This window comes from Flavobacterium aquatile LMG 4008 = ATCC 11947 (genome assembly GCF_000757385.1).
GTDB lineage: Bacteria > Bacteroidota > Bacteroidia > Flavobacteriales > Flavobacteriaceae > Flavobacterium > Flavobacterium aquatile.
Map to the genome: position 1 here is coordinate 450355 of NZ_JRHH01000002.1, position 20838 is coordinate 471192.

A 20838-nucleotide genomic window follows, 5' to 3' on the forward strand; every position below is an offset into this window, starting at 1 on the left:
CAAAATATTAGTTTTCAGTATTAATAGTTGGTTTTAATTCAACGTCACTTTTGATAGAATTTGAAATTAAACAAGCGGCTTCCGATTTTTCTAAAACACGTTGTGCTTTTTCTATTTTGTCAAGTTCAGCAATGGTTAAAGTGGGTTTTAATATAATTTTTGTCATTAAATATTTGCCGTCAATTTTTTCTAAAATTCCTTCAGCATTGCATTCAAATGAAATGAAATCTAATTTTGAATATTCTGCAATTGCTAAAAAAGTTGTCATAAAACAACTTATTACTGAAGCTGTAAATAAGTGTTCTGGCGACCAAATATTAGGGATTCCTTTATCAAATTCAGGAGGTGTTGCAACTTCAATTATTGTAGGTAATTCAGGTGATGACATCATTCCTTTTCTGTCATTTTCCCATTTTAAATGTATGTTGTAACTATGATTTTCCATTTTTGATTTTATTAAATTATATTTTACAAATAGACTTTTTTTACAGTGATAAATTTATGATTGCAATCATGGTTTTCCTTTTTCAGGAAATAATTATGATTAAATTGATTAGTATCAAAATTGAGATTACCGATGCTTTCCAAAACACATGCGCTTTTTTTAATTCCATAAACTGAAAAGCCACCGACAGAAATTTTAATGAAAACAAGACCAAAATGAGGATTACTTTGAACGAATGAGCAATTGGTAAATTGAAAATAATAATTGTTGCAAATGTCAAAAATAGTAGTAACACAAATGTTTTTGATAATTCAGTTTTCATGATTAAAAAATTAAATATAAAACAGGAAATAGGAGCAACCAAATCAAATCGCACATGTGCCAAAATGTTGCGGCTGCTTCAACATCTTCGATGCTTGTTTTTGTAATGTTTCGGTTGATAATAAATAAAATCACCAATCCAACCATGACATGTAACACATGAAATCCTGTTAAAAGCCAGTAAAAAGTAAAGAAAGTATTGGTGTCTAATAAAAAACCTGCTTCGATTTTGGTATAATATTCAACACTTTTTAATGCAATAAATAGCAAACCACCCATCATTCCAATTTTGAATTGAAAAGAAGCTTTGTTGAAATAATTTTCTTTATAATTATGAACAGCATTAGCAACAAAAAAGCCACTTGCGAGTAAAAAAATAGTATTTATTGTTCCAAAAGTTCTATTGAGATGCAAACTAGATTCGTGAAAAAGTTCCGGGTTCTCTCTGGAACTAAAAGCCAACGCAACAAGAGCCATTCCAAAGGTAAAAAGTTCTAAAAAAATAATTATCCACATCAAGATTCCTCCTGGTGGATAATAAAAATTTTTGTAATTTATTTTTAGGGTTTTTATTTCCATTCTAACAATCTTTTTTCGCCATCAACTTGCTTAATATCTGTTATATCTTGCGACATTTCAATGACGCCTTTATATTTTTTTTCTGAATCGCGCACTGCAAAATAGCGGATGTATATTAATCTTTCTTTATAATTTATCCAAAAAGACGCCTCGGTTTGTTCCCCTTTTCGGAATGCTTCTAAAATTTTTAATACCGTATCTACGCTTTTTGGAGGATGACAGAAACGAACTTCTCTTCCAATTATTCCGGCGCTTCTCGGAAAAACTCTTTCATCGCCTCGATTATAAAAAATTACTTTATCATTTTCATCTACATAAGTCAAGTCGATAGGTAACGTTTTGAATAGCAAATTGACCTGTTCTACAGTCATATAACCTTCGTCATAATGGGCTGCTTTTTCATCATAAACCACATCAGTTCTTATGTCGGTATCTTGAGATGGATGAAAATATTCGGGCTCTTTTGGGTATTTTGGAGGAGCATCGGTTAACATCCAGCCAATTTCATCTTCTCCTTTTCGCATTACTTTCCAATCATCGTCGGATAACATTTCTAACGCATTTGGAAAAAGAAAGGTTTCTTCAACTTCTAATAATCTGTTTATATTTTGAACGGCTAATTCTGTATTGTGTTTTGCTGAAGTGAAATTTTTATCTTCAATATTTTGTCTAATAATTCTAAATATTTGTCTTATAATATCATGGAATGACCACATGTTTTGTGATGGTCCAGTCCAACCTTTTTTTTCTAAAAATGGAAAAAGTTGGTTTTCTTTACGTTCAAATCGTCTTTCAATTGTTGCTAATTGATTTAAGGCATTGTAAAATTTTTGATACTCATTTTCTATATCAATTTGGATGATTTCATCAGCTATTTTATGAATTAAATCGGTTTCGTCAAGGTAATTTTGTATCGGATGCCCTTTTTTTAGAGCTGTTTTTTTAAATTCTGTTTCCATTTTATTGTTGTTTTATTTTTTCATACAATTTGACCATCGATTGCAATAATTCGATAGGAGTTGTTAGAATTTGATAATGATTTTGCCCAAACATTTGCGGCAAATAATATTTTGCTTGCGCTTCGATAGCCAATGCGTAGGAGTTTATATTTCGTTGGTTTAATTCTCTCAAAGCTTGTTTTACATCGTTAATTCCGTATTTGCCTTCGTATTTATCATAGTCGTTTGGCTTTCCGTCAGAAATCAGAATAATCCATTTATTTTTTGTACTTCGCGTGTCTAATCTTGCTCCGGCATGACGCAAAGCAGCGCCAATTCTTGTGTATCCTGAGGGTTCTATGGCGCCAATTTTATGCTTGGCGGTTGACCAGTTTTCATCAAAATCTTTAACAGTTAAATAAGTCGAAAAATTTCGTGTTTTGGAGTAAAAACTATCAATTGAAAAATCGATATTGAATTCGTTTAATATTTCGCCAAACAAAATAGAAACCTCTTTTTCTACATCAATTACACGATTTCCAGCGGCATAACTATCGCTTGACAAACTGATGTCTAGCAATATTAAAATAGATAAATCTTTTTCTTTTTTTCTATTGGAAAGGTAAATTTTATCCGAAGGAGTTTTATTAGAATGCACATCAACGTACAAATCAGTAATGGCATCAATATCAAACTCTTCGCCTTGCGTTTGTCGTTTTTGTTGCTGCATTTTGTTGTTCAAATTGGTTAAAATCTTACGAAGATTTATGAGTGTTGAATTGTTTTTTGAAATGGTCTTTTTATAATAATTTGCATCTGTTTTTAGTTGCGCTTTGGGGTAAACTTTACAATAATTCTCTTTGTATTTTCGTTTGTCAAAATCCCATTCGTTATACGTAAGATGAAAACCATTGGTGTCTGTTTCGGCACTTTCTGAAATGGATGTGTTTTCAGTAAATTCGGCTTGATAAACCGAATGTGCTGTGTCGTCAACCCGAACGGTGAATTTCATATTAAGATCTTCAATGGCATTTTCGTGTTTTTCTAAATCGTCTGAGCCATCAAAATCGCGCCAATTTCCGTTGAATTCTTCGGCGGTTTCTACTTTTTCAAAACTATGTAGTAACACATAATCTTCTTGTTGCTTTTTGTCAACTTCAACCGTAATTATTTCTTCAACTGCTTTTGCTTGTAAAGTGGTTAAAATTTCTTCTGCATTGGATTTTTTAACCAAATCAGAAAAATTTTCAAGTATCGTTTCGGTGTTTTCTTCTTTGTCATTTTGCATCAATTTACCATAAATCCATGAGTAATCTGCTGGCTTTTTTGGAGTTGCGCTGAGTTCAAAATGTGTTTTTAATTCCTTATAAATTTCTTCAGTATTTGGATATTTTTGAAATAATAAATCTAAAATCTGTTGCTTTTTTTCTTCTGAAAAAACTTCGTCAGCAATCAAGTTAATATTCAATTCGGATTGCACACTCAAAAATAAAATTCTGAAAAAGTAAAGTGCTAAATTTTTCCCTTTTGATGACAGTTCATTAAAATAAATGGGAAGAAAAAAGCTGTTATTTTTATAGCCACCTTCACGTTCTGCAGGAAAAATTTCGATAGGATTTCCTGAAATGGCTCTTGCTAAAATAGTCAAACGCGATTTTACATCCTTCAAGAAAACAGCATTGTTGTCTAAAAGAATTTTTTTCTTATTTCTTTTTTTGAAATATTTAGAAACGGTTCCGAAAAGTAGTTCGTCTATATCCATAATAAAGGCATAAAGTCAAAAGGCGAAAGTCATAAAGCAACAAGACTTTATGACTTTCGCCTTTTGGGCTAATTATATCATCAAATCGCACAAATCCTTTAATGATTGAACGATTTGCAAATCATCGGTAAGCGGCTCAACGATTGCAATGTGAGTGGAAAGTCTTTTTGGCAGTCCGCTTTTAATTAAAGTTGCAGCGTTTACTAAAAGGCGAGTTGAAACGGTTTCGGTTAATCCTAGTTCGGTTAGATTTCTAATTTTAGTGCCAATTGCAACTAGTTTTTTAGCATTATCTGCATCTATTTTAGTTTCATTGATGAGAATTTCGATTTCTTGTTTTGCTTCTGGGTAATCAAACGAAAGTGCCGAAAAACGTTGTTTTGTTGACGGTTTCAATTCTTTAAAGCCACGTTGATATCCGGGATTAAATGACGCTACAAGCATAAAATCTTCGTGTGCTTTTATGGTAATTCCTAACTTGTCAATAAACAATTCTCGTCTATGATCGGTTAGCGAATGTATTGCCACAATAACATCAGGACGAGCTTCTGCAATTTCATCTAAATAAATTATAGCGCCTTCTTTTACAGCTAGTGTCATTGGTCCGTCAACCCAAACAGTTTCTGCACCTTTAATGATAAATCGTCCAATTAAATCGGTGGAAGATGTTTCTTCGTGGCAGGCAATTGTGATGAGTTTTTTATCCAATTTATGCGCCATATATTCGATAAATCGAGATTTTCCTGTTCCAGTTGGGCCTTTTAAAAGCAACGGAATTTTATTGGAATAGGTGTGAGAAAAAATTTCTTCTTCTTTTCCTATGGAATGGTAGTATGGAATAGTTTTTGTCATTTTAATGGAGAATTATAGTTTGGTTTCCACTTTTTTTGAAAATAAATTGGGATCAATTTTTATGGAAATAAACGCCCAATTATTGCCAGCATTTTTGTTTCCAGCTTTTAAAACTTCCATTGATGAAGTGGCAAACATTTGTGAAAATCCGGCATCGAAAGTCACATTATCATACATTTTATATCCTACTGTTATGTCTAATTCAGTGCCTAGATAATTTTCTTGTTTTTCTCCAGCACTATAAATTGAAGCTGCTGAAGCAAAATAATGAGGTGTTAATTTGGCTGAGAATTTATTTTTTTCGTAACCGATATTTACATAAACATCCGTTAACCCAACGGTATTCATATGATTTCCAACATAAAAATAATCCATATAACCATTGAATTTATGGTTTGTTCCATACCATGGATTAAACGATTTCGTATCCGTTGAAGTATCATTTTGATCTTTTCCAGAAAGCACTTCAAAACCAACGCTGGTATTGAAATTTGTTGTTGCTTTATAATTGATGTTTGCTGAAAAATAAGCAGCATTTACTGAATTGTCGGCAATTTTCCCAGTTTGTAAATAAGCCGCGCCATCAATTGAAAGCACAGCATTTTTGAAAACCAATCTTGAACCTAGCGTTTGATTATAATCTACTTTTTCTTCCGTTCCAACTAAATAAGGCATTCCGTTATTTAATGCTAAAACACTTAAATTTAGTTTATCAAAATCGGCATGATACCATAGATATTGTAATGATTTGTATTGTGGAATAGCATAGTTTTCATAAAAATTAGTTTCTTTATTAGCATTTAATGCCATTCCAAAATGAATTTGATTTTTAGTGTTTGGATTAAATTTTAATAAAAACGCATCATGACTTCTAGCTTGCATAGTCCAATCTACATTTCCAAAAATCCTTGCGTCGTCATAATTAATTTCTTGTCTTCCTAATTTGAATGACAATTTTTCGTTCATTTTAATTTCGCCATACGCTTCATGAAGAGCACTGTTTGCATCTGTTTTTGAGTTAGTTGCTACGTCGCCCCAAGTTTTCACATTTTGTGGAGAAACTCGTAATTTGATGTTTTTAAAAGAGTAATCAAAGACTAATCGAGTTCTTTGAGATATAAAAGAAGCGGCTTTTTCAGTATCTGGTTTTAATGTTCCATAACCGTTTCGGTTTTCAAATCGTGCACGTAAATCTGCATTGATATCAAATTGTTGTGCTGAAATTGTAACTGTTCCTAAAAGGGCAATTAGTGCAGTATAAAAATATTTTGTCATTTTGTTAATTATTAACGGTTTCAATTATTTTATCAACAGTTTCTTTGTTATTTACGCCCAATCCTTCTTGTTGATGCAATAATTCGCCTTCTTTATTAAAAACACTGATGATATTAGAATGAGAAAAATCCATAGGAGCAATTTGTTTGTATTTTACGGCCAACACATTAGCAAATTCCTGAACTGTAGACTTTGTTCCTTGCAGAAAGGTCCAATGTGGCGCATCCATATAATTCGCTTTCGCAAAAGCTTTTAATCTTTCTGGCGTGTCAACTTCGGGATCAATACTTACTAAAACAAAGTTTAATTCGGATAGTTTGTCTTTGGGCATTTTAGATTCAATGTCGCGCATATCGGCAACCAATCTTGGACAAGCGGCTTTGCAACTGGTATAAATCATTACCATTACGGTCACTTTCCCTTTTAAATCTTTTAGTTCTATGGTTTTGTTATCTTGAGTTTTCCATTTGCTCGTTAAGTTGTAAATAGATTCTTGAGAGATGGAAGTATTTTTTGTTTCTGTTGTTGTTTTTTTACAGCCAAAAAGTGTTATGGCAATAAAAAAGAGGATTATTTTTTTCATGGTTTTTTTGTATTTAAAGTGTCTTTGACACATCTAAAACCTAAATTTTTTACTGCATAATCTGCTTTTACACTTCCTCTAAAAGCGTATCTTATGAATGCAGCATAATTCATTAAATCGGAAGCATTTAGAGAACCACTTCCACAGAATAAATCTTTATCGGTAGTGACATCGCTTCGGGATTCGCCTGTTAATAAAATCGAATTAAAATCGGATGTCCATTCCCAAACTAAACCATGTAGGTCATAAACTCCATAATAATTTTTAAAGGTTTTCCCAATTTCGTTATTGAAAGTTTTTGGTTTTTCATACCAATCTAAAATGTATTGATTGTAGGCTTCAACTTTTCTAGCATCGGCCATATCTTGATTTGCCATAGCTACAAATTCCCATTCGTCAACAGTTGCAAGTCGTTTGCCTTGACATTCGCAATAAGCATTTGCAGCATACCAAGAAACATTTGTAACTGGACTATTTGGCTTCATGTCTGTTGCCAAAAGAGTGTCGTTTTTCCAAAAGTTTAGATAATTATCATCTGCAAAAAGTTTTTTTACTTCAGATTTTCTCCATCTTTTGTTTTTTTTTACAAAAGCTAGATAGTTGGCGTTTGAAACTGGATAAACATCCATGAGTAAATCATTTACTGTTATAGCTTCATTTTTTTTCCCGTATAGTGGAATATAATTTTCACCTTTTGCAAAAACCATCGGTGTTTCCACTCCAAAAGAAACATCATTTGGAGTGGAAACTGATGGAATAGTTATATTTTCTAGAGTATTCAAATCCTTGTCTTTAGAACAAGAAACAAACACAATTACGACAAACAGAAAATATAGCTTTTTCATGGAAATACTATTTATTTTTTACTTCTAACAGCTTTAACCATTGCTGGTGTAACTTCTTTTTTAGAATTGCCCCAAGTACTATACACATAGGTTAACACATTGGCAATTTCATCATCGGTAAGCGTTTGAGCGGTCATAACACTGTTGTATTTTTTACCATTTACAACAATTTCACCTGTTTTACCTTTAAGAACAAATTCAATGGCTCTATTCACATCGGCATTCAAATAATCTGATTTTGCCAATGGCGGAAAGGTGTTTGGTAATCCTTCACCAGATTGTTGATGACAAGCAAAACATGTTTTAGCATAAATAGATTTTCCATCTGCAATTCTTTCAACAAGCGTTACTGCTTTTGGCGCTTTTGCACTTACATCATTTGGCATGGTTTGGATAGTTCCACCTTCAGGATGATAAACTTGATCAGATTGAGTTCCAGAATACACTTTTTTATTATCTTCTCCAGTTACGTTTAGTAACCCTAAACTTCCTTTGTTGAATGTTCTAAATATAGAATGGTCAACAAGAACAAGTGTTCCAGGCGCTTCGACTTTAAAATCTACAATTGCTGCTCCACCGGCGGGAACTAGTGTGGTTTGCACATCGTGGTTGATTAAAGTTCCGCCTTCAACATGAACATTATCAAAGATTTCTCCAATAACGTGGAAAGAAGAAACCAAGTTTGGTCCACCATTTCCAACATACAAACGGACAGTTTCACCAACATTGGCAGTAAGCGCATTATCACCAGTTAAAGCCCCAGTTTTCCCATTGAATACTACATAATCTGCATCTTCTTTAATGGCTTTTGCCATGTCGAATGGTTGTAATCCTTTTTCACCATTAGCTCCTTTAGTATAAAAATCACCTTGCATAATGTAGTACTCTTTGTCAACTGGCGGCAAACCACCTTCTGGTTCTACCAAAATAAGTCCATACATACCGTTTGCAATATGCATTCCAACAGGAGCTGTAGCACAATGGTAAACAAAAAGCCCTTGATTTAACACTTTGAAAGAGAATGTAACCTCATGTCCTGGAGCTACAAAAGACGATTTTGCACCACCACCGGGACCAGTTACTGCATGTAAATCGATGTTGTGTGGCAATTTATTATCAGGATGATTTTTTAGGTGAAATTCAACTTCATCACCAATTCTGGTTCTGATAAAACTACCAGGAACAGTGCCACCAAATGTCCAATAAACATATTTTACACCGTCGGCCATTTCGCCTTCTTTTTCAATTATTTCAAGATTGACAATTAACTTTTTAGCGGCTCTATCTCCAACTGGTTTTGGTACAAATGGAGGTGAGGTCAATTCGGCTATTACTGCTTCTCCTTCTACTTCTATTTGAGTAGCATCAACTTTTTCGTATTCATCGTTTTGCTTACAACTTGCTAATGCGGTAAGAGCAAAAATGGTTAAAATTATCTTTTTCATGAAATTATTTGTTTTCAATTTCTAAGGCTTCATCTGTTGGTCTTCCATATTTTATAAAATCATATATGAAAAGCCCAATTCCAATGGTAAACATAGTAGCACAGATTAGTAATACAATAAAGTGAATTTCAATTTCTTTTTGAACCTCCATAAATTCCATTTTCAGTTTACGTTCCATATATACTTGAACCACACCTGCAACTCCGAAAGCTACCGTCATACCTAATATTCCAATATTAGAAAGCCAAAAAGCCGCATTTCCCTGGACGCTGTTGTAGCGTTTTCTTCCAGTTAAATTTGGTAGAGCGTAACTAATAATTGCTAAAACAATCATGGCATAAGCACCCCAAAACGCATAGTGTCCGTGCATTGCGGTAACTAATGTTCCGTGTGTATAAAGGTTTGTTTGTGGTAATGTGTGTGCAAATCCTAATAAACCAGCACCAATAAAGGAAACAATAGCAGAACCAATAGTCCAGAATAAAGCAATTTTGTTGGGATGACTTTTTTCACCTTTTCTATACATGTTGACTGCAAATAATGCCATAGCAAGGAAAGCTAAAGGTTCAAGCGCAGAGAATATTCCACCAACAATTAACCAAATTTTATTTACTCCAATGTAATAGTAGTGGTGACCCGTTCCTAAAACTCCAGAAAGGAATGTTAAACCAATGATCACGTACAACCATTTTTCGATAACTTCTCTATCAACGCCAGTTAATTTGATTAATAAATAGGATAAAATACCACCCATTATTAATTCCCAAACACCTTCAACCCATAGGTGAACTACCCACCAACGAAAGAACGAATCTGTTACTTGACTATCAAACCAAATCATTCCTGGTAAGTAGAGTAATGCAGCAAATAATAATCCCATAGAAAGGACTAATGCGGTTGTTGTTTTGCGTTTCCCTTTGAATAAAGTTCCTAGAATTAATCCTAAAAACAGTAAAACATTTACAACTACAAGAAAATCTAATTCCCTTGGAATTTCAAGAAATTTTCTACCTTCCCAATGGTTCAAGTGAAAACCAATTATAGCTACAACACCTACAGCAGCTAACGATATAAGCTGGACGTAAGCCCATTTTACACTTATTAATTCTCGTTGCGCTTCTTCAGGAATTATATAATAAGCGGCACCCATAAATCCTGTTAACAACCAAACTACCAGTAAGTTGGTGTGTACTGCTCTTGCGGTGTTAAAAGGGATTATATTGTGAAGACCTTGTAAACCAATGCGATCAAAGCCCATGATAAAGCCGTATATTATTTGCAAAGAGAATAGTAGCATGCAAAGTGCAAAAAACCAATAGGCTATCTTTTGTGATTTATATTTCATTTTTGTTAATTTTATTGTTTGTCTTTAGCTAATGGTGAAACGATTCTATCAAATCCATTCAAATCAATTTTCCCAATCCATTTGAAGTAAGCAACAACGGCTTCAGCTTCAGCTTCGGTCATTGCATAAGCAACCATTTTTCTCCCTCTTGGTTGCCAGGGTTCTTTGCTCATTAAAACTGCTTTTACATAAGCATCACCTCTTCGGTCTATTACTTTTGTTAATTCTGGTGCATAGTAAGCACCTTCGCCAAGAATAGTGTGACAACCCATACAATTATTAGATTCCCAAATTTCTTTACCTTTTACAACTTGAGCATCAATTTTGATGTAGTTGGTTTGATCATTTTTTGGCATGAACGAGTAAATTGTTAGCCCTATAAAGACTAAAAATGTGACTAATGTTCCACCTAGAAAAAATGCCCTTGCTTGTGATTTTGATAGCATAAATTTTAGTTTTAGTTAGTGTTTTTAATAAAAGACATAAATGTCTTTTATTGATTTAAGGCAAAATTAAGAATGGACATAGTCTTAAAACATGATAAAAATCATAAATGTTAAATAAAAGATAAAATTATCTTTTATAGATTAAGTTTTATAAATTTGAAATAAAAAAGATGTTTTCAAAGAGTTGTGAATATGGAATAAGAGCTACTATTTTTATAGCTTCACTATGTTATAATGACACAAAAGTTGGGATAAAAGAAATTGCTCAAGAAATAGATTCTCCAATGGCTTTTACAGCAAAAATTTTGCAAGTATTAGTTAAAAATGATATCATTAAATCGAGTAAAGGAGTACGTGGAGGATTTATGGTTTTAAAAGAAGATTTGAAACGCATAACACTGTCTCAGATTGTTGTTGCAATTGATGGAGATTCGGTATTTTTAAGATGCGGATTGGGATTAAGTAATTGTTCAGAAGATCATCCGTGTCCTGTTCATGAAAAGTTTAAATTTGTAAAGCAAGATTTAGCTTTCATGTTAGAGAATACTACACTTGAAGAGGTATCTATAGGGATAAAAAAAGGAACAACTTTCTTAAAATATTAAAAAAAAAGCGTGAAGTACAACAATTCACGCTTTTCTGGCTTAATTAAAAAAGAAAAACAATATTTGAATTAATAATTGATTTTATTTAGGTAAAAGTACATCACCAATAACATGAATTATTCCATTTCCTGTAGGAATTGAAGCAACAATTTCTGAACCATTTACAAAAGTTTTATCATCTTTTTTGGTGATTTTAACTTTTCCTCCGTAAACCATGTCAAACTCTTGTCCGTCATTCATGTATTCAATTTTCAATGTTCCAACATAAGTATGATACCCTAAAATGTTTTCTAAATCACCTTTTTTCTCTGGTTTTAACAAACCTTCAACAGTTCCAGCAGGTAATTTATCAAAAGCTGCATTTGTTGGTGCAAAAACCGTAAATGGACCAGCATTACTTAACGAAGTTACTAATCCTGCCGCTTTTACAGCAGCTACTAATGTGGTATGATCTTTACTTCCGGCGGCTGTTTGAACAATGTTTGGTGTAGAAGTTTCGTCCACAACATTTTCTTGTCCACCCGATGTAACTTCGGTTGTTTCTGATGTCGCTTCAGTAGCAGCTTGATCACTTTGTTTGCAACCAATAGCCATAAATAAAATGGCCAATAACAATGATTTAATTGATTTTTTCATAATATATACTTTCAAATTATATATACAAAGTACCTAATTATGAAATAGTTATTTTATGAGTACAATCATAATAACGGAAGATTTTTAACTTTTTTTATGGAATAAAAAGCAGTGATTCCGATACCAATAACTAAAACAATTGCAGCTCCAAATAACATTTCGTTCACATACGGAATTGGAGTGTAGCTAAATGAGGCAACACCTTGAATAGCAAGAATTATTTCGTTTAACAAAACACCTATTGAGAAAGTAATTACACCAATTTTTATTTGTCTATTGAAATGAATCAAGTGATTGGCATAAACATAAAAAAGTAAAAACAAACTAATAATTGCCAATAAAACTAAGTGCAAATAAGCGATTACAATAGGTCTAAAACCAAAAGCTAATGTACTTAATACAGGAATTGTCGAACCCAATTGAAGCAGAAATTTTATACTCAATGCACAAGCGACAAAAAGCAAAATATAACGCAAAAAGAAAGGAAAATTGTACAGAAACTCTCTTTTTGTTTTGATAATTATAATCAAAAATCTAAACCAAGCATAAACTTGAATAAATGCTGCCACAACAGTAATAAGGTAAATCCAAATTGGCAAATCCCACCAAAGAGTTGATAAAAAATAGGCAGGAATACAAGATGAAAAGAACAACCAAAATGCTCTTTTAAAAAATGGATTTTCAGATGATTTTAATTGTAAAAAAGAGAATAATAATCCCATGCAAACAAAGAAAAACCAACCATTATATTGAAAGTGCAAATAATAATAGATGGATGCTAAATATTCATTCTGAAGAATGTTTTTTGAAATCATCATATAAGCCAAAGCAAATGTACCGAACGATGAAATCACATTGAAAAATAAAGCTGTTTTGAACCAATTTTTAGATAAATCATCATCAGAAATTAATTTTAAATCTTTTACGAAATAATAAGCAAAAACACAGGATACTATAATCGAAGATGTCGAAAAAATTATAGAAAATAATCCATAACCTTGAATGATAAAAAACACCAACATTCCATAAGCACAAATCAAATTGGCAGATAATATTGAATTGTATTTTTTAAAAAATCTATTTTCTATTTTCTTTTCTCTATTGTCATCCTGAGCTTGTGGAAGGACTTTTTTCTTCTCTAAAAAAACAATCATCAACACCATCAAAGTATGACTAATCCAACCTGAAAAGGCAAAATGAGAATGAGAATGTTGTAAATGTTTTTGGTCAAAAAAAGGAAATTCAAATCCAATTTTGTAACGCATTAGAAGCCCGATAAGTGCTACAATTAATAAATTTAATAGTGAAAATTTCAGCCAAAACTTGCTGTTTAAATGCATTAGAAATAGATTTTATGATTATTATTTTCAATTTTGTTGGCTGCTTTCAATTTTGCAAAAGCTCTAATTACCGTTTCTACTCGTAAGCCAGTGAAATTGGCTATTTCCTGTCTTGTAAATGGCACTAATTCTTTTATATCACCATTACCTTTTTTGTGTGCATTTAAGAATGCTAAAATTCTAAATTCAGGTTTTTGATTGATGATGTCTTTTGATGTTTTTGCCTTTCCGTGAAGACGTTTTGCCATTAATATCAAAAAATGCTTTTGAATGGAAGGATACTCATCTAGAATCTTCAAAAATTTTTCTTTAGAAAGTTTAATGATTTTACAATCTTGAAAAGCAACAGCAGTTGCAGGATATTTCTCGTCAATAAATAATGGTGGTTCACCAAAACTTTGTCCGTTACAAAAATGTCCTTGTGTAAACTCTTTTCCTTCATCGTTAGAATTAAACATTCTAACACAACCTTCAACAACTTGATAGTAGAAATGAGCTACTTCATCTTCACTAATTATTATATCATTTTTCTTGTATTCCTTGGCAATAGCGCCCCAAGTATACAGTAAATCTAAATCTATTTGCATGATTGAAACAGTGTGTTTTAAGTTAAAAAAAGCATTGTTTAAAAGCGATTTTAACTTATGGATACAAAATTACTTTTTATAAATTTACTAAAAATATGACCACAATCATATAAAATTGCTTTTTTCTCATTGTAAATTTGCCTAATGAAAAAAATACTAATCATAGTAATCCTTTCAATTTTTCTAAAACCAATTCTTCCGGTTATAGATTATATTGTTAATTATGATTATATCTCTAATGTTCTTTGTGAAAACAAAGCTAAACCAGAACTTAAATGTAATGGTAAATGTCATTTAATAAAAGAGTTAGCAAAAGCATCAAACGATGATAAGCCCATCAATTCAGACAAAAAAAATAATTTAATACAAGAAGTCGAGCTTTTATTCTGCAATGAAATAGCAGAAATATCCTTTAGACAAATTTATTTTCATAATAAAACTTCCATTGGTGACAACTATGCCAACTTATACTTTCACTCGGTAAGTTGTTCCGTTTTTCATCCGCCCACAATTATTTCTTAAACACTATAATAAGTCTTATTTAGCTTAAGCTTATCTCAAAAATCAAATTACTTCAAAATTGAATTTAATTTTCAATTCATAAAAATGAATTGACAGGATTTTTATATCCTAAATTGATTAAAAAAAATCTTTTAGATTCATCGTATAATAAACTTTAATTAAAAAAATGAAAACTATTTTAAAAAATATATTTACCATTCTAGTCATGGTAATAGCTCTTACCTCATGTTCAAATGATGACGAAAATACAAATCCAACAGTGAACGAATTGGATGGACTGACAAAGTTTAAAGAAATTACAAATACTACGCATACTATTGAGTTATATTCTCATACAGGAGCAACAGTTCAAGGTTATAATGAAATTAAATTAAGGATTAAAAACAACGCTAACAATCAATATATAAAAAATGCAGAAGTTACTTGGATGCCAATCATGCACATGGCTATGATGAATCACTCCTGCCCAAAATCTACAGTTGAAAAAATTTCAATGGATGGAACTTTATATGAAGGATATATTATGTTTCAAATGGCTCAAAACACTACTGAATATTGGGATTTAAAAATCGATTATACAATTGATAATGTAGATTATACAATGACTTCTGTAATTGATGTCCCTGCTTCTGCAAAAAGAACTGTTAATACTTTTACAGGATCTGATGGTGTGAAATATTTGGTGGCTTATGTTGATCCTCATCATCCAAAAGTAGCTGTAAATGATTTAGTTGTTGGTGTTTGGAAAATGCAAGATATGATGACGTTTCCTGTTGTTGATGGTTATACTGTAAAAATTGACCCAAGAATGCCAAGCATGGGAAATCATAGTTCACCAAATAATGTAAATGCAACTCAACCAACGACAGGCAATTTATACAAAGGAAAATTATCACTTACAATGACAGGTTATTGGAAAATCAATCTTCAATTAGCAAAACCTGATGGCACAATTCTTAAAGGTGAAGAAATTACAGAAACTGTTACATCAAGCAGTATTTATTTTGAAATAGAATTCTAATTGAATTATTATAAAAAAGTCAAATTCAATTCTGTTTTTGACTTTTTTAATTTTTACTCTAATGAAAAAATTACTCCTTTCAACTTTTTTAATGCTTCTTTCCACAATTATTTCTGCTCAAGACACGAATAATAGCATAATGAAAGAGCAATCAAAAAAAGATACCATAAAACCAATTCAAATGCAAGAAGTCATAGTAATTGGAAAAAAAGCACAACTATCAGATAAGCAATCAAAAACATTAACATCAATAGACGACTATTTACAAAAATCTGCAAAAGTTGACATGATAAAGCGAGGTGCTTACGCTTGGGAACCAATTATCAATTCTATGCCTACTGAACGTACTCTAATAACCATAGACGGAATGAGAATTTTTGGTGCTTGTACTGACAAAATGGATCCAATAACATCTTATGTAGAAGTATCTAATCTATCTGAAGCTACTATTTGTTCAGGTCAAGAAGGTGCTTGTTTTGGAAGTACAATTGGAGGTTCAATTGACTTAAAAAGAAACAAAAATAACTTCGGAAATAAAAAATGGAATTTTAATATAAATTCAGGTTTTGAAACCAACAATCAACAAAATATCATTGGAACAGCCATAAATTATACAGATGATTTATTTTATGTTGATACCGATTTTATGCTGCGAAATGCAGAAAATTACACAGCAGGAAATAATAAAGAAGTTTTATTTTCTCAATTCAAGAAATTGAATTTTTCATTTACATCAGGTTTTAAATTAAGTAAAAACAAGTTGATTGAAGGTTCGTTAATTTATGATAAAGCTACCGATGTTGGTTATCCTGCTTTACCAATGGATGTTTCCATTGCAGAAGCAATTATAACTTCTTTAAAATATGAGTACATCCCATTAAACTCTATTGTAACTAATTGGGAAACAAAACTTTATTTTAACAAAATAATGCATAAAATGGATGATACAAAACGACCGTTTGTTCCAGTTCACATGGACATGCCAGGTTGGAGTAAAACCTATGGATATTATTCAAAAATTAAAGCTAAATATAATAAACACAACTTATTACTAAACTTAAGTTCATTTTATAACAAATCACTTGCCGAAATGACCATGTATCCAGCTGATCCAAATGAAAATCTGATGTTTATGCTAACTTGGCCTGATGTTGTAACTTTTTATAATGGATTATTTATTGAAGACTATTATGATTTAAACTGTCATTCAAATATAAAAGTTTCAGCTTCAATTGGTAATCATTATAATAAAATAGAAAGTGAACTTGGATTAAATAGTTTGCAAATTCTTTATCCTGAAATGGAAGCACAAAAGACCCGATTTTTAAAAAGCTTTTCTGGAAATTATAATTCTTCCAAAAATGGATTTGAGTATGGATTTGGTGTAGCTTATGGAGAAAGAGCACCTTCAATAACAGAAGCTTATGGCTTTTACTTGTTTAATAGTTTTGAGAATTATGATAATATTGGAAACCCAAATTTAAAAAACGAAACTTCAATAGAAGGAAATGCTTTTGTTGGTTTAAAAAAAGAAAAAATTAACCTAAAAATTGCATCATCATATTTTCATATTTCCAATTATATTGTCGGAAAACCTGATACTAGCTTGATCCCAATGACAATTGGTGCAACAGGAGTAAAAATTTATACAGCACTTGATTATGCTACCATTTTCAATATTAGTTTAACTTCTGAAATCAAGTTTTCTAGACAATTAAAATGGAATTCGCAGTTAGTTTACAGTAGAGGAAAAGACTTTAAGAATGTGAATTTACCTTTTATAAGTCCTGTAAGCTACTTAACATCATTGGCATATTTAAAAGAAAAATTTTCAACAGAAGTTGTTCTTCAAGGAAATGCAAAACACACTAATTTTGGAGCTATATATGGAGAAGACGAAACGCCTGACTATGCAATAATTAGCGCAAATTTCGGTTATAAATTCAACATTAATAATAATAAATTAATCACAAAATTTGGAGTTGAAAACATTTTTGATTCTTATTATTCAACATTTTCCGATTGGAACAATTTCCCTAGACAAGGAAGAAATTATTTTGTAAATCTATCTATAAATTTATAAAAAGTACGACTAAGAATTTAAGGCAATTGTAATCCTACTTTTAATAAAGGATATTTTTAATGAAGTGATGCGCTTTTTTATCAAAAAGTAAATCACTTTATTGATTTTTACCAAACATTTTTCTCTAAGATTGATAGAAAGTTACTGTCATGTTTAATAATGTTTTTATCAATAAGCTTCTAAACTCACATCTTCACTTTTTTTAGCAAAGGGTGTCAAATAATAGAATGTTAAGGTTAAAGAGATCTAATGCTATTTAAATATGATGAATTGATTGTTTAGATAGTAAAGTATAATTGCGGGTTAAACTATATTTATAAAGTCTATAAACTTATCAAAATCAATCAACAATTGGTTAGATATTTTGACTGATTCGTGTACTGTACTTGACTCACTGCTTTTTAAGTAGTGAGTTTTTTGTTTTTTAGAATCACAACCTTCTTTAAATGAGCTTGTTAGAGTAAATAAACTGTTAACTTTACTGGTTCGATTTTGTAGAAGTTTTTTTTAATTAATTCTCTATCTTTTTTTAGGTTACTTTGAAAAAGATAAGTACAGATTTTTTTAAACAATTTTTAGGGATTGAATTTGCTGATTGACAATTTCAAATTCATAAGTCAATACAAGTGGACTTCCTGGAAAGTTTCCAGAAATTTCAGCTTTCAAGATTTGATTTATTTCAGAATATTCAATAGGTTTCATGGTAACTTGATAGGTCTCATAGGCTTTTTTTATCCAACTTCGAATTGCAGCCTTTCCATTGTGTGTTTTTCCTTCGTCAAAAACTGTTGCTGTTTCTGAAAAACAATTGGCATAAGCATCACTATTAAAATGACCTTGAGCATGAACTAAATCTGTAATTACTTTAGGTAAATTTTTCATATTATTTTTATTTTGAATTATTAAATTGTTGGTATGGTTCCGCCATCGATTACATATTCAGTTCCTGTCAAATAATTGGCTCTTGGCGATACTAAAAAACCAACAAGTTCAGCAATTTCTTCTGGTTCTGTTGGTCTACCCATCGGAATTCCTCCTAAAGCATTCATTACGCTTTGAGTTGCTTGCTCTAAAGTTATATTGGAGCTTTCGGCAATGCGTTCCATCATGGCTTTAGATGCTGTTGTATTAATCCAACCAGGAGAAACCGTAAGCACTCGAATACCTTTTGAAGCAACCTCATTAGACAATCCTTTGCTGTAATTGATTAATCCGGCTTTTGCAGCAGCATAAGGCAAAGTAGAATCATATAATGGTAACGTTCCTTGAATAGAAGCAATGTGAATGATTACACCACTTTTTTGTTCAATCATTTGAGGTAAAAAACCACGATCTAATCGAACTGGAGCAAGCAAATTGCTTTGAAGTGATTTCAACCAATCTTCGTCGTTTAAAACCGAAAATCCTCCAGCTTTGGTTTCAGAACCACCCAAATTGTTAACTAAAATGTCTAGTTTACCAAATTGTTGTAAAACTTCATCAACTACTTTTTTTGTGCCTAAAGAAGTAGTTAAATCTGCAGCAATAAAATGTAGTTCTTTATTGTGTTGATCTGGAAGATTTCTTGCTGTAATGATTACTGTGGCACCTGCCGCTTCAAGTCGTTCTGCGATGGCTTTTCCAGCTCCTTTTGTTCCACCTGTTACCAAAGCAATTTTTCTTGATAATTCATTGTTGAAATTAAATGTTTTTTCCATTGTTTATTTTTTGTACAAAATTGGGATATATATCAATATCAGTCAATTACGGAAATACGATTCACATAGGGATAAATTTTTCCCCTATTGTACGTTTTAGAACATTGCTGTATTTTTGTATTATGTATGAAAGAAAAACATTACCTAATCTGAACTGCGGTTTAGATTTGATCGGAGAAGTGCTTTACGGCAAATGGAAAATGCGTTTGCTCTGGTTTATCAATGAAGGACACCAGCGTCCAAGCGAATTACAACGTAAAATTCCAGATGCTTCTCGTAGGGTTTTGAATATACAATTAAAAGAATTAGAAGAGCACGAATTGGTATCCAAAATCATTTATCCAGTAGTTCCACCAAAAGTTGAATATTCCTTAACCGATTTTGGTAAAACTTTAATTCCTGTAATTTCGGCTATCGGAAATTGGGGTGATGCAAATGAAGAACGTTTGCGGTCACTTATTTTAAAGCGTCTAGAATCTTATAATCAATAAAAAAGTAGTTCAATAATGAAAAAGAAACTTATCCTTTATTTTATAAATATTGTAATGTTTACTTCACTTTCTGCTCAAAAAAAAGTTAATGATGAGACTAACTTTTATAAAAATCGAATTGCTTTAGCTCCAGAAACTGTTTTTAAAAAGTTTTTTGACGCTGGGATGAATCCGACCAATCATGTGTTGAGCGATTCAGAACAAGAAAAAATAGGAGTGGCATTTTCATTACTACCTCCGTTACATATAAAGATTCTTAAAGAAAATTTGCACAGTATTAGTTTTATGGATAACATGCCTAATACTGCATTGACTTCGCCAGTAGCATCAGCAGATTCTATTAAAAAGTTTAACATTACTTTTAGAGCCGGAATTTTGAATGAAACTATTTCAGAATGGGCTACTTGGAAGGAAAAATCATTGTACTATGTATCTGCTAATCCAACATTAGAAGTAACCATTGATGCTGGAAATTTAGATGCTTTTGTCTATGTATTATTACACGAGGCAACTCATGTTGTGGATGCTGTTCTAAAACTAACACCTCATGCGGAAGAAGATGAAAATTTGGTTCAACATACAGCATATACCAAAGATATATGGCTATTATTCAATAGTCCAATGGCGAAATTTACAAATCCTACATTAGAAAAAACACGTTTCAGAAGTGGTAAGGTGCAGCCTATTATATCAGTCAAAGAAACATATGATGAACTTGAAAAGACTCCATTTGTATCCCTATATGGAATGGCTTCTTGGTATGAAGACATAGCAGAATTAGTAACTATTTATCATCTTACTACTAAGCTAAACCAACCTTTTGTAATTTATCTCAAAGAAAATGGTGAAATTAAGTTAAAATTTGAACCAATGAAGAACAAGCTAGTAAAGAAGCGATTGAAGCAATTGGATGTTTTTTATAGTTAATTGTACTTGTGTTAACTATTTATTTTTTAATAAATTATGTTTTTCTAAATCTTTTCATTCAAAGTGATTTGATCTTTAAGCTGAATTTGTAAC

At 31.6% G+C, this 20838-nt stretch carries 23 protein-coding genes; 6 read left to right on the forward strand and 17 right to left on the reverse strand.

The annotated features are described in order from the left end of the window. Window positions 1–7 precede the first annotated feature (7 nt). From LG45_RS04990 to LG45_RS05045, 12 genes are all read right to left on the reverse strand, one after another. The gene (locus LG45_RS04990; RefSeq protein WP_035124975.1) at window positions 8–445 is read right to left on the reverse strand and encodes an OsmC family protein; all 438 of its coding nucleotides are present in this window, start codon (window positions 443–445) and stop codon (window positions 8–10) included. An 82-nt stretch (window positions 446–527) separates the two neighbouring features. Beyond that, entirely contained in the window at window positions 528–767 is a 240-nt protein-coding gene (locus LG45_RS16730; RefSeq protein WP_035124977.1) for a cytochrome C oxidase subunit IV family protein, read from the reverse strand. Between the two features lie 2 nt (window positions 768–769). Then, complete coding sequence (locus tag LG45_RS05000) at window positions 770–1345, reverse strand: cytochrome c oxidase subunit 3 (RefSeq protein ID WP_052087495.1); 576 nt, start codon at window positions 1343–1345, stop codon at window positions 770–772. Continuing rightward, a complete protein-coding gene (locus tag LG45_RS05005; RefSeq protein ID WP_035124980.1) occupies window positions 1336–2304 on the reverse strand; it encodes a PAS domain-containing protein in 969 nt (322 codons plus the stop codon). The genes LG45_RS05000 and LG45_RS05005 overlap by 10 nt, the downstream gene beginning before the upstream one ends. Window position 2305: 1 nt before the next feature. After that, a complete protein-coding gene (locus LG45_RS05010) occupies window positions 2306–4045 on the reverse strand; it encodes a nitric oxide reductase activation protein NorD (RefSeq protein WP_035124982.1) in 1740 nt (579 codons plus the stop codon). Between the two features lie 72 nt (window positions 4046–4117). Beyond that, a complete protein-coding gene (locus LG45_RS05015) occupies window positions 4118–4897 on the reverse strand; it encodes a CbbQ/NirQ/NorQ/GpvN family protein (protein WP_035124983.1) in 780 nt (259 codons plus the stop codon). Window positions 4898–4909: 12 nt separating this feature from the next. After that, entirely contained in the window at window positions 4910–6172 is a 1263-nt protein-coding gene (locus LG45_RS05020; RefSeq protein ID WP_035124984.1) for an alginate export family protein, read from the reverse strand. 4 nt (window positions 6173–6176) lie between these two features. Then, window positions 6177–6755, reverse strand: coding sequence for an SCO family protein (locus tag LG45_RS05025; RefSeq protein ID WP_035124985.1), 579 nt, complete (start codon window positions 6753–6755; stop codon window positions 6177–6179). Further along, window positions 6752–7600: a formylglycine-generating enzyme family protein gene (locus tag LG45_RS05030; protein ID WP_035124986.1), complete on the reverse strand. Its 849-nt coding sequence runs from the start codon at window positions 7598–7600 to the stop codon at window positions 6752–6754. The genes LG45_RS05025 and LG45_RS05030 overlap by 4 nt, the downstream gene beginning before the upstream one ends. An 11-nt stretch (window positions 7601–7611) precedes the next feature. Beyond that, window positions 7612–9045 carry a copper-containing nitrite reductase gene (nirK, locus tag LG45_RS05035; RefSeq protein ID WP_035125410.1) on the reverse strand — a complete coding sequence of 478 codons (1434 nt, stop codon included), beginning with the start codon at window positions 9043–9045 and terminating at the stop codon, window positions 7612–7614. Between the two features lie 4 nt (window positions 9046–9049). Further along, the gene (locus tag LG45_RS05040) at window positions 9050–10390 is read right to left on the reverse strand and encodes a cbb3-type cytochrome c oxidase subunit I (protein ID WP_035124987.1); all 1341 of its coding nucleotides are present in this window, start codon (window positions 10388–10390) and stop codon (window positions 9050–9052) included. Between the two features lie 11 nt (window positions 10391–10401). Beyond that, complete coding sequence (locus LG45_RS05045; protein WP_035124988.1) at window positions 10402–10836, reverse strand: c-type cytochrome; 435 nt, start codon at window positions 10834–10836, stop codon at window positions 10402–10404. Window positions 10837–11006: 170 nt separating this feature from the next. On the opposite strand from LG45_RS05045, the gene LG45_RS05050 reads away from it, so the two are divergent. Next, the gene (locus LG45_RS05050) at window positions 11007–11441 is read left to right on the forward strand and encodes an RrF2 family transcriptional regulator (RefSeq protein WP_035124989.1); all 435 of its coding nucleotides are present in this window, start codon (window positions 11007–11009) and stop codon (window positions 11439–11441) included. Between the two features lie 81 nt (window positions 11442–11522). On the opposite strand, the gene LG45_RS05055 is transcribed toward LG45_RS05050, so the two are convergent. From LG45_RS05055 to LG45_RS05065, 3 genes are all read right to left on the reverse strand, one after another. Continuing rightward, the gene (locus LG45_RS05055) at window positions 11523–12077 is read right to left on the reverse strand and encodes a fasciclin domain-containing protein (RefSeq protein WP_035124990.1); all 555 of its coding nucleotides are present in this window, start codon (window positions 12075–12077) and stop codon (window positions 11523–11525) included. Between the two features lie 65 nt (window positions 12078–12142). Further along, on the reverse strand, window positions 12143–13417 hold the full coding sequence (locus LG45_RS05060) for a hypothetical protein (protein ID WP_052087496.1): 1275 nt from the start codon (window positions 13415–13417) through the stop codon (window positions 12143–12145). After that, window positions 13417–14004, reverse strand: coding sequence for a Crp/Fnr family transcriptional regulator (locus LG45_RS05065; RefSeq protein WP_035124991.1), 588 nt, complete (start codon window positions 14002–14004; stop codon window positions 13417–13419). The genes LG45_RS05060 and LG45_RS05065 overlap by 1 nt, the downstream gene beginning before the upstream one ends. 144 nt (window positions 14005–14148) lie before the next feature. Here LG45_RS05065 and LG45_RS05070 point away from each other — a divergent pair, with 144 nt between their 5' ends. From LG45_RS05070 to LG45_RS05080, 3 genes are all read left to right on the forward strand, one after another. Further along, complete coding sequence (locus LG45_RS05070; protein ID WP_081932042.1) at window positions 14149–14526, forward strand: hypothetical protein; 378 nt, start codon at window positions 14149–14151, stop codon at window positions 14524–14526. 166 nt (window positions 14527–14692) lie between these two features. Then, window positions 14693–15547: a hypothetical protein gene (locus LG45_RS05075; RefSeq protein WP_035124992.1), complete on the forward strand. Its 855-nt coding sequence runs from the start codon at window positions 14693–14695 to the stop codon at window positions 15545–15547. A 61-nt stretch (window positions 15548–15608) separates the two neighbouring features. Continuing rightward, the gene (locus LG45_RS05080; RefSeq protein ID WP_035124993.1) at window positions 15609–17630 is read left to right on the forward strand and encodes a TonB-dependent receptor plug domain-containing protein; all 2022 of its coding nucleotides are present in this window, start codon (window positions 15609–15611) and stop codon (window positions 17628–17630) included. A gap of 564 nt (window positions 17631–18194) precedes the next feature. Here the strand turns inward: LG45_RS05080 and LG45_RS05085 are convergent. Together LG45_RS05085 and LG45_RS05090 are read right to left on the reverse strand one after the other, a co-directional pair. Continuing rightward, entirely contained in the window at window positions 18195–18512 is a 318-nt protein-coding gene (locus LG45_RS05085) for a Cif family virulence factor (RefSeq protein WP_035124994.1), read from the reverse strand. A gap of 20 nt (window positions 18513–18532) precedes the next feature. Then, on the reverse strand, window positions 18533–19327 hold the full coding sequence (locus LG45_RS05090; protein ID WP_035124995.1) for an SDR family oxidoreductase: 795 nt from the start codon (window positions 19325–19327) through the stop codon (window positions 18533–18535). Between the two features lie 122 nt (window positions 19328–19449). Here LG45_RS05090 and LG45_RS05095 point away from each other — a divergent pair, with 122 nt between their 5' ends. Further along, window positions 19450–19818, forward strand: coding sequence for a winged helix-turn-helix transcriptional regulator (locus LG45_RS05095; protein WP_035124996.1), 369 nt, complete (start codon window positions 19450–19452; stop codon window positions 19816–19818). Window positions 19819–19833: 15 nt separating this feature from the next. Further along, window positions 19834–20745 (forward strand): hypothetical protein, encoded by a 912-nt coding sequence (locus tag LG45_RS05100; RefSeq protein WP_035124998.1) that lies wholly within the window; start codon window positions 19834–19836, stop codon window positions 20743–20745. Window positions 20746–20838 lie beyond the last annotated feature (93 nt).